Here is a 16027-nt window from a genome sequence, read left to right as displayed (position 1 = left end):
GGGGATAACCCCACCCCGTGGTGTGACGCGGCTGCTTACCCGGCATTTACCAGGGCCTAGACTCCCGTGCGTACAGATCGTCGAACAGGGTGCAACGAGGTCAGGGAGCGAGGGGCGGACGTGCCGGAAACCACTGTTCTCGCGGACGGGTACTTCCAGAGTTACTCGGTCGTCGGACTGCTGGCGGCCGTCGGCGTGCTCTTCGTCGCCGTGGCCTTCGGGGCCGGGCGACTGCTGCGCCCGGCGGTGCCGACGCCGGAGAAGCTGCTGACGTACGAGTGCGGCGTCGACCCGGTCGGCGAGGGGTGGGCGCACACACAGGTCCGCTACTACGTGTACGCGTTCCTGTACGTGATCTTCGCCGTCGACTCGATTTTCCTGTTCCCGTGGGCGACGGTCTTCGCGGAGCCCGCATACGGTGCGACGACGCTGGTCGAAATGTTCATCTTCCTCGGCTTCCTGGCCGTGGGACTGCTGTACGCATGGAAGAAGGGCGTCCTCGAATGGACGTGACCCCTGCCCCCGTCGATCTCCCCGAGCCGGCGCTTCCCGGGCCGCAGCGTCTGGGAGTACTGTCCCGCCTCGCGCCCGAACCCATGAAGGTGGTCCTCAACTGGGGCCGCCGCTACAGCCTGTGGGTCTTCAACTTCGGTCTCGCCTGCTGCGCGATCGAGTTCATCGCGGCGTCGATGGCCCGGCACGACTTCATCCGGCTCGGTGTGATCCCCTTCGCGCCCGGTCCTCGCCAGGCCGACCTGATGGTCGTATCCGGCACGGTGACGGACAAGATGGCCCCGGCCGTGAAGCGGCTGTACGAGCAGATGCCCGAGCCGAAATACGTCATCTCCTTCGGCGCCTGCTCCAACTGCGGCGGGCCGTACTGGGACTCGTACTCCGTGACGAAGGGCGTCGACCAGATCATCCCGGTCGACGTGTACGTACCGGGCTGCCCGCCGCGGCCCGAGGCGCTGCTGCAGGGCATCCTCAAGCTGCAGGAGAAGATCGCCCGCGAGTCGCTGAGCGAGCGCTACGGTCACGGGCGGCCGGCCTCCAAGGCGGCGCTGCAGAGCGGCCTGATCGCACCTCCGGCCCCTCCGGCTCCCGCGTCGTCTCCGTCTCCGGCGTCGCCTCAGGGGGAGGGTGAGAAGTGAGCGGCAACGCCTACGACAGCCTGCCCGACGCCGTCACCGAGATCTTCGGCGCCGAAGCGACGGCCGAGCGCGGCTACGACCTGCTGACCGTCGACGTCCCGGCCGGCGGGTGGATCGCGGCGCTGGAGATCGCGCGCGACAAGCTCGGCTGCACCTACTTCGACTGGCTGAGCGCGGTCGACGAGCCGGGCACGGGCTTCCGCGTCTGCGCCCACGTCGTGGCCCTCGGAGGCCGTACGGTGCGCCGCCTCCTCGTCCGTACGACGGTCCCGCACTCGGCGCCCGTCCTGCCCACCGCCGTGGAGATCTACGCGGGCGCGGCGTGGCACGAACGCGAGACGCACGAGATGTTCGGCGTCGACTTCACGGACCACCCGCACCTGGTGCCGCTGCTCCTGCCGGAGGGCTTCGAGGGTCACCCGCTGCGCAAGGACTTCGTCCTGGCGGCGCGGGTCGCGAAGGCGTGGCCGGGGGCCAAGGAGCCGGGGGAGCCTGCGGCGGGCGCGGCGCACGGTGGGCCCAAGCGTCGCCAGATGCTGCCGCCGGGCGTACCGGACCCGAACGAGTGGGGTCCCCTGAAGGGCCAGCTCCCGCCGGCCCCGTCCCGCCCGGCCCGCACCCCGCGCGTGGGCGCGGCCGGCGCGGACCGCCCACCCCGCCGGGCCCGCAGCGTCACAGAGGGTTCGGCCGCCCAGTCCCAGGACCCGACGCCCCCACCTTCCCCGCCCCCGCCCCCACCCACCCCGCCCCGAGCCCCCGCCGTGACCCCGGAACGCCCGGCGGCCCGGCCGCCCGAGCCCACCGCCGCTTCGGGGAACGCGCCCGAGGACGGCGCGCCCGCCTCGGGGCCGGCCGGCAGCGCGGACGCGCCCTGGCACAACCCGCGTCCCGCGTTCGAGGACGCAGACTCCGCAGAGGCGGGCCCCGCTGACAAGGGCTCCGCGGACAAGGGCTCCGCCGACAAGAACGCCGCGGACAAGAACGCCGCGGACAAGAACGCCGCGGACAAGAACGCCGCGGACAAGAACGCCGCCGACGAAGACCGAGGGAGCGACGACGCGTGAACGACGTACTCGATGTCGCCCTCCGGCTGCTCATCGTCTTCGCCGTGTTCCTGGTGCTCCCGCTCGTCGTGGGCCAGACCGAGCACAAGGTCATGGCTCACATGCAGGGCCGCCTCGGACCGATGTACGCCGGCGGCTTCCACGGCTGGGCGCAACTCGTCGCGGACGGAGTCAAGTTCGCCCAGAAGGAAGACATCGTCCCGGCCAACGCCGACCGCCGGATCTTCCAGCTCGCCCCCGCCGTAGCACTCCTCCCGTACCTCTTGGTGCTCGTGGCCATCCCGATCGGCCCCGGTGAGGGCGCGGTCGGCCAGGTCGTCGACGCGGGCATCTTCTTCGTGCTCGCGGTCATGGGCGTCGGCGTGCTCGGCTCGCTCATGGCCGGCTGGGCCTCGGCCAACAAGTTCTCCCTCCTCGGCGGCCTGCGCACCGCCGCGCAGCTGCTCGCCTACGAACTGCCGATGCTGCTCGCCGCCGCCTCCGTGGCGATGGCGGCCGGCACCGTCTCCCTGACCGGCATCCTGGACGCCTTCGAGTGGTGGTGGCTGCCCTGGCAGATCGTCGGCGCCCTCGTCTTCTTCGTCGCCGGACTCGCCGAGCTGCAGCGCCCCCCGTTCGACATGCCGGTCGCCGACTCGGAGATCATCTTCGGTGCGTACACCGAGTACACGGGCCTGCGCTTCGCGCTGTTCCTACTCGCGGAGTACGCCGGAATCGTCGTCCTGTGCGGTCTGACCACCGTCCTCTTCCTCGGCGGCTGGCACGGCCCGTGGGGCGCCGACGGCCTCGGCTGGGTGTGGACGCTCCTCAAGACCGCGGTCCTCGCCTTCGGCGTCATCTGGCTGCGCGTGACCTACCCGCGGCTGCGCGAGGACCAGCTCCAGAAGCTCGCCTGGACCGTACTCATCCCGCTCGCTCTCGCGCAGATCGCGCTCACCGGCATCGTGAAGGTGGCGATCCAGTAATGCCTCCGATCCCCGGCTCCGGCCTCGCCAAGGGCCTGGCCGTCACACTCCGCACGATGACGAAGAAAACCGTCACCGCGCAGTACCCCGACGTCCAGCCCGAACTCCCGCCCCGCTCGCGCGGGGTGATCGGCCTGTTCGAGGAGAACTGCACCGTCTGCATGCTCTGCGCCCGCGAGTGCCCCGACTGGTGCATCTACATCGACTCGCACAAGGAGACGGTGCCGGCCGCCGTCCCCGGTGGGCGTGAGCGCAGCCGCAACGTCCTCGACCGCTTCGCGATCGACTTCGCGCTCTGCATGTACTGCGGCATCTGCATCGAGGTCTGCCCCTTCGACGCGCTCTTCTGGTCACCGGAGTTCGAGTACGCCGAGACCGACATCCACGAACTCACCCACGAACGGGACAAGCTCCGCGAGTGGATGTGGACGGTGCCGGCGCCACCCGCGCTGGATCCGGGCGCGGAGGAGCCGAAGGAGATCGCGGCGGCCCGCAAGGCCGCCGACAAGCTCGCCGCCGCGCAGCAACAGGCCGCGCAGGAACAGGCCACCCCGCAGGCCCAGGCTCCGCAGGCCCAGGCTCCGCAGGAACAGGCCCCGCAGGAACAGGCCCCGCAGGCGCAGGCATCCCCGCAGCAGCCCACCGAGCAGCAGGATCCGGAGGCCGGTGAATGAGCGCCTTCGCCGCAACCGCAGCCGCAGCCGCGGGCCCCGGATTCCTCTCCCCGACCGGCGTCGAGATCGCGTTCCTCCTCGTCGGCGTCGCCACCCTCGGCGCGGCCGTCGTCACGGTCACGACCAAGCAGCTGGTGCACGCCGCACTCTGGCTGGTCATGGCGCTCGGCGGCCTCGCCGTCGAATACCTCCTGCTGACGGCCGAGTTCATCGCCTGGGTACAGGTACTGATCTACGTCGGTTCCGTGGTCGTCCTCCTCCTTTTCGGCCTGATGCTCACCAAGGCCCCCATCGGCCGCTCACCGGACGCCGACTCGGCCAACCGCTGGGCCGCGCTCACCGTCGCCGTCGCCGCGGCCGCCGCGCTCGTCTGGGTGGTCGTGGACGCGTTCCGCACCACCTGGATCGACCTGGACGGGCCGGCCCAGGGCTCCACCCGGATGACGGGCGAGTTCCTCTTCCAGCACTGGGTGCTGCCCTTCGAGGCGCTCTCGGTGCTGCTGCTCGCCGCTCTCGTCGGCGCCATCGTCCTCTCCCGCAAGAGCGACACCGAGAACAAGCGTGACAAGCGTGCCAACGACAGGGAGCAGCGCTGATGCACCTCGCCTACCCCGCCGTGCTCGCCGCCCTCCTCTTCTGCACCGGGCTGTACGGAGTGCTCGCGCGCCGCAACGCGATCCTGGTCCTGATGTCCGTCGAGCTGATGCTCAACGCCGTCAACCTCAACCTGGTCGCCTTCGACGTCTGGCTCCGCGACGCCCTCCACGCCGGCCAGGCACTCACCCTCTTCACCATCGCCATCGCCGCGGCGGAGATCGGTATCGGGCTGGCGATCGTCCTGATGGTCTACCGCAACCGCGGAAGCTCGGACATCGACAAGCTGCGTGACACCGCCGAGGGCCGGGCCGACGACGACAACACCGCAGTTCCCGCCCCGGCGGCGCAGAAGGCCGAGGCCACCGCGTGACGACCACGACCCTCGCCGTACTCGTTCCCCTCCTGCCCTTTCTGGCCGCCGTGGCCGGCCTGCTGCTGGGCCGCACGGCCCCCGGGTTCGTCCGCCCCCTCGCGGTCCTGCCGACCGTGGCCGCCGCCGCGCTGGCCGTCGTCGTCGCCGTGCGCCAGGGCGGCGGCGAGCCGGTCGACGCCTCGACTCGGCTCACCCCCACCGGCTCGGTCCCCATCGATCTCGCCCTGCACCTCGACGGCTTCGCGGTCCTCGTCGCCGTGCTGGTCGGCGTCGTCGCGACGTGCGTGCAGCTCTACTCGACGGGCTACCTCCGCGACGACCCGCGCTACCCCTCGTACGCGGCCCTGGTGTCCCTCTTCACCTCCGCCATGCTGCTCGTCGTCTACTCCGGCGACCTGATGGTGCTGCTGGTGGGCTGGGAGATCATGGGCATCTGCTCGTACTTCCTGGTCGGCCACTACTGGGAGACGCCCCAGGCGCGCGCCGCCTCCCTCAAGGCCTTCCTGATCACCAAGCTCGGTGATGTCCCCTTCCTGTTCGGCCTGTTCGCCCTCGCCGCCGACGCCGGTACGTTCCGTATCACTGGCGTCCTTGGCGCCGTCGCCTCCGGCGGCCTCGACCACCCGACGCTCATCGCGCTGCTGCTGCTCGCCGGGGTGGCCGGCAAGTCCGCCCAGTTCCCGCTGCACACCTGGCTACCCGACGCGATGGCGGGCCCCACGCCCGTCTCCGCCCTCATCCACGCCGCGACGATGGTCGCCGCCGGTGTGTACTTCGTGGCCCGCCTCCTCCCCGTCTTCGCCGCCTCCGCGGCGGCCTTGACCGTCCTCGCCGTGATGGCCGCGGTCACGATGGTCGGCTCGGCGCTCGCCGCCCTGGCCCAGGACGACATCAAGCGCGTCCTCGCCTATTCGACGATCGGTCAGCTCGGCTACATGACGGCCGCCCTGGCCGTCGCCGACCGCGGCGCCGCCGTCTTCCACCTCATCTCGCACGGCGCTTTCAAGGCGCTCCTCTTCCTCGGGGCCGGCGTGATCATCCATGCGGCCGGCACCAACTCGCTGGCCGCCATGTCCCGCATGGGCGGCCTCGCCAAGCGCATCCCGGACGCGTACTGGACGATGAGCATCGCCCTGTTCGCGCTCGCCGCGATCCCGCCCTTCGCCGGCTTCTTCTCCAAGGAAGCTGTCCTCGTCGCCGCCGAACACGCCACCCTCGGCGACACCGAGGGCGTCCCCTCCGGGGCCGGCCTGACCGTGCTCGTCGCCGGCCTGCTCACCGCCCTCCTCACCGCGGCGTACGCCACCCGGCTGTGGCTGCTGGCCTTCCGGGGGAGCGGACCCGCCGCCCCGGCCCCATCCAGGGAGCCGCTCGTCATGAACGGCGTGCTGTGGTTCCTCGCCGTCCCCTCACTCGGCCTCGGCCTCACCGTCGGTTACCTCGCCGACTGGTTCGACGGCCACGCCCTCACCCCGACACTCACCACCGCCGTCCTCGGTACGGGGGTCGCCGTCGTCGGCGGTCTGGTCACCTACGCGGCCTGGCGCCACACCACCGCCCTGGCCGCCCGCCCCCCGATGGGAGCGGTGGCCGCCCACCCCGAGGACGGCCCGGCCGCCTCCGAGGCGGAAGCCATCGCCTCCCACACCCCCGCCTACGGCGACATCGCCTCGGCTCCCGACCCCGCCGACCCCGGCCGCCTCCTGCTGGGCCCGCTGCACCGCCACGCGGCTGCCGGCTTCCACCTCGACGCGGTCTACCACGCCCTGTTCGTACGCCCCGTCCTGGCCGCCGCCGAACTCGTCCGGTTCCTGGACCGTGAGGTCGTCGACACCTACGTACGCGGCGCCGGCGCACTCCCGCGCCTGCTCGGCGCGGGAGTGCGCCGCGCCCAGACCGGCAACGTGCAGACCTACCTCAGCGCACTGCTAGCCGGCTCAGTCGTCCTGGCGATCGCCGCCGTCATCGTCGCCGCCGTCGGAGCGTGAGCCGTGATCGATATCAGCCCGTCCGTGATGCAGTTCCTCCTGGCGTTCATCGTCATCGCCCCGCTCGCCGGCGCCGCCGCCGCTCTCCTCCCGGCCCCGCCCGGACTCAAGGGCAAGACCCCCGACCAGGCCGTGCTCCGCCACGGCGTCGTCGTCACCGGCGCCGTCCTGCTCGCCGCGCTCGCCCTCACCGTCGGCTTCCACCACGACAACCCGGCAACAATGCAGGCCACGACCGACATCAGCTGGATCCCGGCGCTCGACGTCAGGATCCATCTCGGCATCGACGGCATCTCGCTCCCCCTCCTCGTGCTGAGCGCGCTGCTGACCTTCCTCTGCGCGCTCTACAGCTACTTCAAGATGCCGACGGGCCCGTCCCCGAAAGCATTCGTCGCGCTCCTTCTCGTCCTGGAGTCCGGCACCCTCGCCACCTTCGCCGTCCTCGATCTCCTGCTGTTCTTCCTGGCGTTCGAGATGGTCCTCATCCCGATGTACTTCCTGATCGCGCGCTGGGGCGGCGAACAACGCCGCGCCGCGGCCTGGAAGTTCATCCTCTACACACTGCTCGGCTCCGTCGTCATGCTCCTCGGTCTCCTCCTCATCGGCCTGAAATCGGGCACATTCGACATGGTGGCACTCGCCACTGACAACGGCCGTGGCCTGACCGCATCCGCGCAGGTCATCGCCGTTCTGGCGATCGGCATCGGGCTCGCCGTGAAGACCCCGATGTGGCCCCTGCACAGCTGGCTCCCGGACGCCCACACCGCCGCCCCCACCGTCGGATCGGTCCTCCTCGCCGGCGTCCTGCTGAAGATGGGCACGTACGGGTTCGTACGCATCGCCCTGCCCATCGCCCCCGACGGCATGCGCACCTTCGCGCCCTACCTGGCCGCCCTCGCGGTCGTCGGCATCATCTACGGCTCCCTGGCCTGCCTCGCCCTGGCCCGCAACGGCGCCAAGGGCGACCTCAAGCGCCTGATCGCCTACTCCTCCGTGGGCCACATGGGCTTCGTACTCCTCGGCATCGCATCGATGACCCCCACCGGAGTCAACGGCGCCCTCTTCGCGAACATCGCCCACGGCCTGATTACCGGACTGCTGTTCTTCCTGGTCGGCGCCCTCAAGGACCGCTACGGCACCGCCGACCTCGACACCCTCGCCGGCGCCACCGGCGCGGCGCTCTACGGCCGCGCCCCCCGCCTCGGCGCCCTCCTCGCCTTTGCCGCGGTCGCCTCCCTCGGACTGCCCGGACTCGCCGGTTTCTGGGGCGAGATGCTCACCATGTTCGGAGCCTTCGACCCGGCCGAAGGCCTCAGCCGCCCCGCCTTCCTCACCTTCATGGCCATCGCCGGCCTCGGCACCCTGCTCACCGCCGCGTACCTGCTCGTCGTCGTACGCCGAGTCTGCATGGGCGTACCGCAGGACACCGCCCGGCCGATCGCCGACATCCAGGGCTACGAAGCCGTCGCCTGGACCCCGCTCGTCGCCCTCACCGTCCTCGCCGGCCTGTGGCCCGCTGTCCTCCTCGGCCTCACCGACCCGGCCGTGCAGAAGCTCCTCGCAGGAGGCAAGTCGTGACCGTGGCCGAAAGCGCCAGCCTCGTCCAGTCCGTCGACTGGCTCGCGATCGCACCTCCGACGATCACGGCAGTGGTCGCCCTGACCGCCCTGGTCGCCGACCTCTTCCTGCCCGAACGCAAGAAGCACCTCCTGGGCCTCCTCTCCATCGCAGGCCTGGCCGCCGCGTTGCTCACCCTCCTCCCGCTGCGCGCGGGCGACCGCACCACCTTCTGCCTGAACTCCGACGCGCAGGTCTGCAGCTACACGGCCGACCACTTCACCCTCGTCATCCAGTTCCTGGTGCTGGGCGGCGCACTGCTGACCGCGCTGCTCTCGCTGACCGAGACGGCCAAGGACAAGCTGCCCGCGGGCGAATACTGGTTCCTGCTGCTCTCATCAGCGGCAGGGGCCGCCCTCCTCCCCGCCTCCCGCGACCTCGCGACTCTCGTCGTCGCACTCGAAGTCGCCTCCCTGCCGGCCTTCGCCCTCGTCGGCCTGCGGCGCGGCGACCGCCTCTCCTCCGAGGCCGCCCTGAAGTTCTTCCTGTCCTCCGTCACCGCGACCGCGGTCATGCTGCTCGGCGTCAGCTTCGTCTACGCGACGACCGGCACCCTGCACCTCACCGAGATCGCCGTCCGCCTGGACGACGTACCCGCGCGCCTGGACACGCTCGCCCAGGCGGGTGTCGCCCTGACCCTCGTCGGGTTCGCCTTCAAGACGGCCGCGGTGCCCTTCCACTTCTGGGTCCCCGACACCTACGTCGGAGCCCCCCTGCCCGTCGCCGCGTACCTCTCCGTGATCGGCAAGGCGGTCGGCTTCACGGGCCTCATCCTCGTCACCGTCGTCGCGTTCCCGTCGTACGCCGACGTGTGGGGCCCCGCGCTCGCGGTCCTGGCCGCGCTCACCATGACGGTCGGCAACCTGGCAGCCCTCCGCCAGTCGCCCACGCGCGCGTACAGTGCGGTCCGGCTCCTCGCCTGGTCCTCGGTCGGACAGGCCGGCTACCTCCTGGTCCCGATCGCGGCCGCCGCGTACTCCAGCGACGACCAGATCGGCTCCACCGTCGCGTACGCCCTCATGTACGCCGTGGTGAACCTCGGCGCCTTCGCCGTCGCCGCCCTGGTCGCCCGTACGCACCCGCTGAACCGGATCGCCGACTACCGCGGCCTCTACGCGACGCGCCCCCTGGCCGCCCTCGCGCTCGGCTTCTTCCTGCTGTGTCTCGCGGGTCTGCCGCCCGGCATCGTCGGTCTCTTCGCGAAGGTGACCGTCTTCTCCGCGGCAGTGGACGCGGGACTCGGCTGGCTGGCCGTGGTCATGGCGGTGAACGTCGTGATCGCCCTCTACTACTACCTCCAATGGACCGCGGTCCTCTTCCGCGCCCCCGAGGGCGAAACCTCCCCCCACGCCGTCCCCGCCCCGGTCACGCTCGCCATCGCCCTCACCGCGATCACCGCCATCGTGCTGTCCGGCGCCCCGCAACTGGTCCTGCGCTTCGCGACGGGCAACCTCTTCCAGTAACCGCATGGCCCAACATGCGGCCCGCGGCACAAGGGAACTAGCCCCCCTCGCTCGGCGTTGACCAGTAAGGGAGGGTCCACTGGATGTGGAAGCACCCCCCCACAGCAAGGGGTTCCCCTGCCGCACCATTTGGAGGGCGCGCCGTGCACCGCCGGCACAACGGGCTGAGGACCGCCGTACTCCTCGGGGGACTGTCCGCACTCATCATCGTCATCGGCAGCTTGTTCGGCCGTACGGGCCTGATCGTCGCGGTCTGCGTAGCCCTCGCCACCAACGCCTACGCGTACTGGAACAGCGACAAGCTGGCCCTGCGCGCCATGCGGGCCCGCCCCGTGAGTGAATTCGAGGCGCCCCAGCTGTACCGCATGGTCCGCGACCTCTCCACGCAAGCCCGCCAGCCGATGCCGCGCCTGTACATCTCGCCCACCCAGGCCCCCAACGCGTTCGCGACCGGCCGGAACCCCCGCAACGCGGCGGTCTGCTGCACCGACGGCATCCTGCGTCTCCTGGACGAACGCGAGCTGCGCGGAGTCATCGGCCACGAGCTCAGCCATGTCTACAACCGCGACATCCTGATCTCGTCAGTCGCCGGCGCCCTGGCCTCGGTGATCATGTTCCTGGTCAACTTCGCCTGGCTGATCCCCATCGGCCGGTCCAACGACGACGAGGGCCCCGGCATCTTCGGGATGCTGCTCATCATGATCCTGGGCCCACTCGCCGCTTCCGTCATCCAACTGGCGGTAAGCCGGTCCCGCGAATACCAGGCGGACGCGTCCGGCGCGCAGCTCACTGGCGACCCCCTCGCCCTCGCCAGCGCCCTGCGCAAACTCGACGCGGGTACGAAGCAGCTGCCCCTCCCACCGGAGCCCCGTATCGAAACCGCGAGCCATATGATGATCGCGAACCCCTTCGGCCCGGGCAGGGGAGCGTCCAAGCTGTTCTCCACCCACCCGCCCATGTCGGAGCGCATCGCACGACTCGAACAGATGGCAGGTCACCGCCCGTGAAGACAATCCTCAACGTCATCTGGCTGGTCCTCAGCGGCTTCTGGCTCTTCCTCGGCTACATGCTCGCGGGCCTGCTCCTGTGCGTCACCATCATCGGCATCCCCTTCGGCGTGGCCGCGTTCCGCATCGGCCGCTACGCACTCTGGCCGTTCGGCTACGCCGCCACGGAGCGCCACGACGCGGGAGCGGCCTCCATGGTCGGCAACGTCCTGTGGCTGGTCCTGGCGGGCTGGTGGCTGGCGCTGAGTCACATCGTCACGGGCATCACGCTGTGCATCACGATCATCGGCATCCCGTTCGGCATCGCCAACTTCAAGATGATCCCGCTCTCACTGCTCCCCCTGGGCCGAGAAATCGTCCCCACGGACCAGCCATTCGCAACCCGCTGACCGCTCCGCGCTCCGAGGTGCCGGGAGGGACCGTGCCGGTGCGCTCCCGGCAGGATGCCGAGCAGGCTTCGCCCCCGCCAAACGCCCGGCCCGCGTCCCGAGGGAGTCGCCGGGAGGGGCCGTGCCGGGGCGCTCCCCGCAGGGTGTCGAACGCAAACACCCCGAACAACTCGACGTAGCCGAACGTTCGGCACCCGAGGAGACGCCCCGGCACGGCACCGACCCCGAAGCGCACCTCACGCCACCACCACCACCACCACCACCACCGCCGCCAGCAGCAGCGCCCCGGTTCCTGTGTCATGCGCCGCACCCTACTGACCTCGGGCAACCGCCCCACGCCCCCGCTGCGTCCTGTGGTTTACCCGACCACAGGAAAGGCAGATTCACTCCATGGGCATCATCAGCTGGATCGTTCTCGGGCTTCTCGCCGGCGCCGTCGCCAAGATCCTGCTGCCCGGACGCGACCCGGCGGCATCATCGGCACCACACTCATCGGTGTCGCGGGCGCGTTCATCGGCGGCTGGGGCTCGGCGCGCTATCTCGACCGTCCGGTGGCCAATGAGTTCTACGACGGGGCCACCTGGGTCGCGGCGATCGGCGGCGCGCTCGCCCTCCTGATCGTCTACCGCATCCTTTTCGGCCACTCCCGCTCCCGCTAGCTTGAGATTTAACCTCGCCGCTCGAACACGACCGCAAGTCGGCTTCACGGAACCAGCATGCGCACCGTTTGTCCCGACTTGCTTAGATTTCCGACTGTGCTGCGGAGCCTGCTCGTGCGGCAGTAAGGGCTGGTCGGAGCTGTTCGAATCCGGAGGTTAAATCTCAAGCTAGGGAGCATCGCCGGCCGGAGGTCAGCCCGGACCCGACTCCCTCAGCCCGGTCTCCCGCAGCGTGATGTTCAACCGCCCGCCCGCCATCCCGGTCGCCGGATCACCCGTCCCCGGCAACACCTTCGGTACGCCGTGGTACGCGAAGCGCGAAGGCCCGCCGAACACGAACAGATCCCCGGACCCCAGCTCCACATCCGTGTACGGCCGCCCCCGGCTCTGCGAGTTGCCGAAGCGGAAGACACAGCTGTCGCCAATGCTCAGCGACACCACGGGCGCCGAGGACTTCTCGTCCTTGTCCTGGTGCATTCCCATCTTCGCGTCGCCGGCGTAGAAGTTGACGAGCGCGGTGTCCGGCGCGTACTCACCCGCCGCCCCACCGACCCCCGCCCCACCGACAGCCGCTCCACCACCGACGCCCGTCCCACCGACCCCCGCCCCACCGACCCCCGTCCCACCGACCCCCGCCCCACCGACGCCCGTCCCACCGACGCCCGTCCCACCGACCCCCGCCCCGTCATCTTCGTACGCCGCCACCAGCGCCCGCCGCCCCAACCCCGTCAGCCACTCGGGAAACGCGGCGACCCGCGGCCCGTTCACATCCCCGGCCGTACGCGTGTACCGGTACGGCTGCCAGTGCCACCCCACGCACACCGTCCGCACCGACATCACCCCGCCGTTCGGCAGCCGGGTCCGCCGGATCGGCACCGGCCCCCGCGCCCACTCCCGGCACGCCTCCACCAGCTCCCGCTGCGAGGCCACCGACAGCCAGCCCGGCACATGCACCGCCCCCGGCGCGATCTCGGCCCGCTCCCGCGGAAGCGGAAACAGCCCGCTCACCCCAACGCCCCGCCGCCCTCGAGCTCCAGCAGCCGCCGCTTGCGCTCCAGGCCGCCCGCGTACCCCGCCAGCGACCCGTCCGCCCCAATTACCCGGTGACACGGCCGCACCACGAGCAGCGGATTGCGCCCGATTGCCGTCCCCAGCGCCCGCACCCCGGCCCGCGACACCCCGATCCCCTCGGCAAGCTTCCCGTACGACGTCGTGCTGCCGTACGGAACACCCTCCAGCGCGGCCCACACCCGCCGCTGGAACTCCGTACCCACGCCGGAGGTGTACTCCACGTCGAAGCGCGTCAACTGCCCGGCGAAGTACGCCCGTACCTGCCGCTCGATCTCCTCGAAGGCCGCGGTCGTACGCCGCCATCCGCCCGGCACGTCCTCGACGGCGACCCCGCCCTTCTGGCCCCGCACCGACAGCGAGGCCAGCGCCGTGCCGCCCACGGCGGTCGCGGACTCCTCGCCCGCCAGCAGCAGCTCACCCAGCGGGCTGTCCATGGTCGTGTAGACGGTCATGGCCCGTACCTTCCCTCGTCCTCGTCCTCGTCCTCGTTCTCGTCCTCGTTCTCGTTCTCATCGTCATCGTCACGACGAGTCTGCGCCGCCGCGCCCGCCGGAGCTGGCGGAATTCGGACATGACGGCGGGCGCGGCGTGGCTACTGCCACCCGTGCAAGGTGAGCGGGCGACCGCCGTCGAGGTAGCCGTACAGGCCGGCTGCGGGGTACTCGATGAGGTCCTCGGGCAGCTCGAGCACGGTGAACCAGGAGAGGCCGAGGCACTTCTCGGGCTCACGGTTCTCGGGTTCGCCCTGCCACTCGGTGGCCTCGAAGAAGAAGCCGATGCGCTCGATGTCCGCAGACTGCTTGTGGTGCACGGTGTGTACGAGCCGCAGGTGCTCGGGGTCGACGCGAACGCCGGTCTCCTCGCGCAGCTCGCGCGCGGCGCCGACAGTGAGAGTCTCACCGCCGTCGAGCTTTCCCGACGGAGCGTGCCATCGGCCGTGGCCGTACGGTCCGCCGCGCTGGGAAAGCAAGATCTTGTCGCCGTCGCGCAGGATGACGTGCGTGTCGATCACGGGCTGTGCGGGCTGTGCGGGCTGTGCGCTCACGAGGTCACCGGGGGTCGATGGGTCTGGTGTGGCCGCAGACGCTACCGCCGGGCGCGGCTGCGGTGGACGCGCTCGCCGCGCACCTTGAGCGGCTTCCCGCGCCCGGGGTGAAGATCGAGGACCGGACCGCGCCGCGGAAGCCGCGCCGGCGCACAGCACGGCTGGTCTTCCCCAACCAGACCGCGAGCCCGTCCGGCGCGGCGGCTGATCGCACGTGACGTGACGAGGAGGACACAACGGGGGCCGCCGTCGAGGCCGTCCTCGGCGTTGTGCCCCCGTCGTGCCCTGTGCAGTCCGCCTGGCGACGCCCGTACAGGTCAGATCACTTGATCAGCGGTAGTTCACGTACTGCAGCGCGAAGTCGAAGTCCTTGCCCTTCAGCAGCGCCTGCACGGCCTGCAGGTCGTCGCGGCTCTTCGAGCTGACTCGCAGCTCGTCGCCCTGGACCTGCGCCTTGACGCCCTTGGGGCCCTCATCGCGGATGATCTTCGCGACCTTCTTGGCGTTGTCCTGGGAGATGCCCTCCTCGATGGAGGCGAAGATCTTGTACTCCTTGCCGGACAGCTGCGGCTCGCCGGCGTCCAGCACCTTGAGCGAGATCCCGCGCTTGATCAGCTTGGTCTCGAAGACGTCGAGGATCGCCTTGACCCGCTCCTCCGAGTTGGCCTGCATCAGGATCTTCTCGCCGGACCAATCGATCGAGGCGCCGACGTTCTTGAAGTCGTAGCGCTGCGAGATCTCCTTGGCGGCCTGGTTGAGGGCGTTGTCGACCTCCTGCCGCTCGACCTTGGAGACGATGTCGAAACTGGAGTCGGCCATGTCCTGTGGCTCCTTGTCATCGGGGGACGGGGTGTCGGTGTCGGGTGCCTCACTGGGCGGTGGAGCGGCCGGGGCTTACGGGCCGCTCCCGCAAAGCCTAGCCACCCGCGTCCCCTCCCAGCGCTGATCAATCCGGTGGCGGAGCACCCCCGGGCATCAGGTATCGTTTACGTCGTTGCCACGGAACAACGCCGCCCAGGCGGGGCGTACCAAGGCGACATCCCATGGCGGTGTGCCCGAGTGGCCAATGGGAGCGGACTGTAAATCCGCCGGCTTAGCCTTCCCAGGTTCGAATCCTGGCGCCGCCACAGGCAGGGAAACCCCTTCCGGATCGCAGAGATGTGATCCGGAAGGGGTTTTTCGCGTTTCCCGGGACGGCCGGTGCCCCCCGGACGGCCCGCCCTCGGACGGCCCGTCACCCGCACGCCATCCCCGCTCAGTTGCCGGCGACGTCCTTCACGGCGACCGTGACCGGCACCGAGCCGCCGATCAGCTCCAGCGTCAGCCCCGCCGTCGACGGCGTCTCCAGCAGCTCGGCCAGGACGGCCGCCACGTCGTCGCGCGCCACAGCGCCGCGCCCCGTCGAAGCGCCGAGATGCACCAGCCCCGTGCCCGCGTCGTTCGTCAGGCTGCCAGGCCGCAGAATCGTCCAGCCCAGGCCGACCCGGGACCGTACCGCCTCGTCCGCCGCGCCCTTGGCGCGCAGATACAGGTCGAAGACCTCGTCGCCCGCATGCGCGGCATCGGCGCCCATCGACGACACGACGAGGAAGCGGCGTACGCCCGACCGTTCGGCGGCGTCCGCCATGAGCATGGCCGCGCCCCGGTCCACCGTCTCCTTGCGCTCCGTGGTGCTGCCCGGCCCCGCGCCTGCCGCGAAGACGACGGCGTCGGCCCCTTCCAGCACCTCGGCAACCTGCTCGACGGAAGCCGATTCCAGGTCCAGCACGACCGGTTCGGCGCCCGCCGCCCTCAGATCCTCGCTCTGCGCGGCATCACGGATGATGCCAGCGACCCCGTATCCGCGCGCGGCGAGCAACCGCTCAAGCCGCAACGCGATCTGACCATGTCCACCTGCGATGACAATGCGCATGTCTTCGACCGTACGCCGCCCCGTGCCCGCACGCCGCCCCATCCCGCACGCT

Annotated in this window: 18 protein-coding genes, 1 tRNA gene and 1 pseudogene; 15 read left to right on the top strand and 5 right to left on the bottom strand. The window is 70.6% G+C overall.

Features of this window, described 5'->3' with window-relative positions:
* Positions 1–120 precede the first annotated feature (120 nt).
* From ACU6WZ_RS11185 to ACU6WZ_RS11125, 13 genes and pseudogenes are all read left to right on the top strand, one after another.
* The gene (locus ACU6WZ_RS11185; RefSeq protein ID WP_447033029.1) at positions 121–513 is read left to right on the top strand and encodes an NADH-quinone oxidoreductase subunit A; all 393 of its coding nucleotides are present in this window, start codon (positions 121–123) and stop codon (positions 511–513) included.
* Positions 504–1151: an NADH-quinone oxidoreductase subunit B gene (locus ACU6WZ_RS11180; protein ID WP_447033028.1), complete on the top strand. Its 648-nt coding sequence runs from the start codon at positions 504–506 to the stop codon at positions 1149–1151. The genes ACU6WZ_RS11185 and ACU6WZ_RS11180 overlap by 10 nt, the downstream gene beginning before the upstream one ends.
* Positions 1148–2215 carry an NADH-quinone oxidoreductase subunit C gene (locus ACU6WZ_RS11175; protein WP_447033026.1) on the top strand — a complete coding sequence of 356 codons (1068 nt, stop codon included), beginning with the start codon at positions 1148–1150 and terminating at the stop codon, positions 2213–2215. The genes ACU6WZ_RS11180 and ACU6WZ_RS11175 overlap by 4 nt, the downstream gene beginning before the upstream one ends.
* Positions 2212–3180 (top strand): complex I subunit 1/NuoH family protein, encoded by a 969-nt coding sequence (locus ACU6WZ_RS11170; protein WP_447033024.1) that lies wholly within the window; start codon positions 2212–2214, stop codon positions 3178–3180. Before ACU6WZ_RS11175 ends, ACU6WZ_RS11170 begins: the two co-directional genes overlap by 4 nt.
* A complete protein-coding gene (locus ACU6WZ_RS11165) occupies positions 3180–3854 on the top strand; it encodes a NuoI/complex I 23 kDa subunit family protein (protein WP_447033022.1) in 675 nt (224 codons plus the stop codon). The genes ACU6WZ_RS11170 and ACU6WZ_RS11165 overlap by 1 nt, the downstream gene beginning before the upstream one ends.
* A complete protein-coding gene (locus ACU6WZ_RS11160) occupies positions 3851–4450 on the top strand; it encodes an NADH-quinone oxidoreductase subunit J family protein (protein ID WP_447033021.1) in 600 nt (199 codons plus the stop codon). The genes ACU6WZ_RS11165 and ACU6WZ_RS11160 overlap by 4 nt, the downstream gene beginning before the upstream one ends.
* On the top strand, positions 4450–4821 hold the full coding sequence (gene nuoK / locus ACU6WZ_RS11155) for an NADH-quinone oxidoreductase subunit NuoK (protein ID WP_447033020.1): 372 nt from the start codon (positions 4450–4452) through the stop codon (positions 4819–4821). Before ACU6WZ_RS11160 ends, nuoK begins: the two co-directional genes overlap by 1 nt.
* Entirely contained in the window at positions 4818–6812 is a 1995-nt protein-coding gene (locus ACU6WZ_RS11150; protein WP_447033019.1) for an NADH-quinone oxidoreductase subunit 5 family protein, read from the top strand. Before nuoK ends, ACU6WZ_RS11150 begins: the two co-directional genes overlap by 4 nt.
* A gap of 3 nt (positions 6813–6815) precedes the next feature.
* Positions 6816–8390 (top strand): complex I subunit 4 family protein, encoded by a 1575-nt coding sequence (locus tag ACU6WZ_RS11145; RefSeq protein WP_447033017.1) that lies wholly within the window; start codon positions 6816–6818, stop codon positions 8388–8390.
* On the top strand, positions 8387–9892 hold the full coding sequence (locus tag ACU6WZ_RS11140; protein ID WP_447033015.1) for an NADH-quinone oxidoreductase subunit N: 1506 nt from the start codon (positions 8387–8389) through the stop codon (positions 9890–9892). Before ACU6WZ_RS11145 ends, ACU6WZ_RS11140 begins: the two co-directional genes overlap by 4 nt.
* A 143-nt stretch (positions 9893–10035) precedes the next feature.
* The gene (htpX, locus tag ACU6WZ_RS11135) at positions 10036–10899 is read left to right on the top strand and encodes a zinc metalloprotease HtpX (RefSeq protein WP_447033014.1); all 864 of its coding nucleotides are present in this window, start codon (positions 10036–10038) and stop codon (positions 10897–10899) included.
* Entirely contained in the window at positions 10896–11288 is a 393-nt protein-coding gene (locus tag ACU6WZ_RS11130) for a YccF domain-containing protein (RefSeq protein WP_447033013.1), read from the top strand. The genes htpX and ACU6WZ_RS11130 overlap by 4 nt, the downstream gene beginning before the upstream one ends.
* 390 nt (positions 11289–11678) lie before the next feature.
* Positions 11679–11947 (top strand): annotated as a pseudogene (locus tag ACU6WZ_RS11125) (GlsB/YeaQ/YmgE family stress response membrane protein).
* 192 nt (positions 11948–12139) lie between these two features.
* On the opposite strand, the gene ACU6WZ_RS11120 reads toward ACU6WZ_RS11125, so the two are convergent.
* The 3 genes from ACU6WZ_RS11120 to ACU6WZ_RS11110 form a co-directional block, all read right to left on the bottom strand.
* A complete protein-coding gene (locus tag ACU6WZ_RS11120; RefSeq protein WP_447033012.1) occupies positions 12140–12955 on the bottom strand; it encodes an alpha-ketoglutarate-dependent dioxygenase AlkB family protein in 816 nt (271 codons plus the stop codon).
* Entirely contained in the window at positions 12952–13470 is a 519-nt protein-coding gene (locus tag ACU6WZ_RS11115; RefSeq protein WP_447033011.1) for a methylated-DNA--[protein]-cysteine S-methyltransferase, read from the bottom strand. Before ACU6WZ_RS11115 ends, ACU6WZ_RS11120 begins: the two co-directional genes overlap by 4 nt.
* A gap of 140 nt (positions 13471–13610) precedes the next feature.
* Positions 13611–14063: an NUDIX hydrolase gene (locus tag ACU6WZ_RS11110; protein WP_447033010.1), complete on the bottom strand. Its 453-nt coding sequence runs from the start codon at positions 14061–14063 to the stop codon at positions 13611–13613.
* Positions 14064–14080: 17 nt separating this feature from the next.
* On the opposite strand from ACU6WZ_RS11110, the gene ACU6WZ_RS11105 reads away from it, so the two are divergent.
* Entirely contained in the window at positions 14081–14281 is a 201-nt protein-coding gene (locus tag ACU6WZ_RS11105) for a hypothetical protein (protein WP_447033008.1), read from the top strand.
* A gap of 112 nt (positions 14282–14393) precedes the next feature.
* On the opposite strand, the gene ACU6WZ_RS11100 is transcribed toward ACU6WZ_RS11105, so the two are convergent.
* On the bottom strand, positions 14394–14882 hold the full coding sequence (locus ACU6WZ_RS11100) for a YajQ family cyclic di-GMP-binding protein (protein ID WP_447033006.1): 489 nt from the start codon (positions 14880–14882) through the stop codon (positions 14394–14396).
* Between the two features lie 226 nt (positions 14883–15108).
* On the opposite strand from ACU6WZ_RS11100, the gene ACU6WZ_RS11095 reads away from it, so the two are divergent.
* A tRNA-Tyr gene (locus ACU6WZ_RS11095) sits at positions 15109–15190 on the top strand.
* Positions 15191–15318: 128 nt separating this feature from the next.
* Here the strand turns inward: ACU6WZ_RS11095 and ACU6WZ_RS11090 are convergent.
* Entirely contained in the window at positions 15319–15975 is a 657-nt protein-coding gene (locus ACU6WZ_RS11090; protein ID WP_447033004.1) for an SDR family oxidoreductase, read from the bottom strand.
* Between the last annotated feature and the right edge of the window lie 52 nt (positions 15976–16027).

The organism is Streptomyces hypolithicus (assembly GCF_052934925.1).
This window is presented reverse-complemented; position numbering and strand designations above follow the sequence as displayed.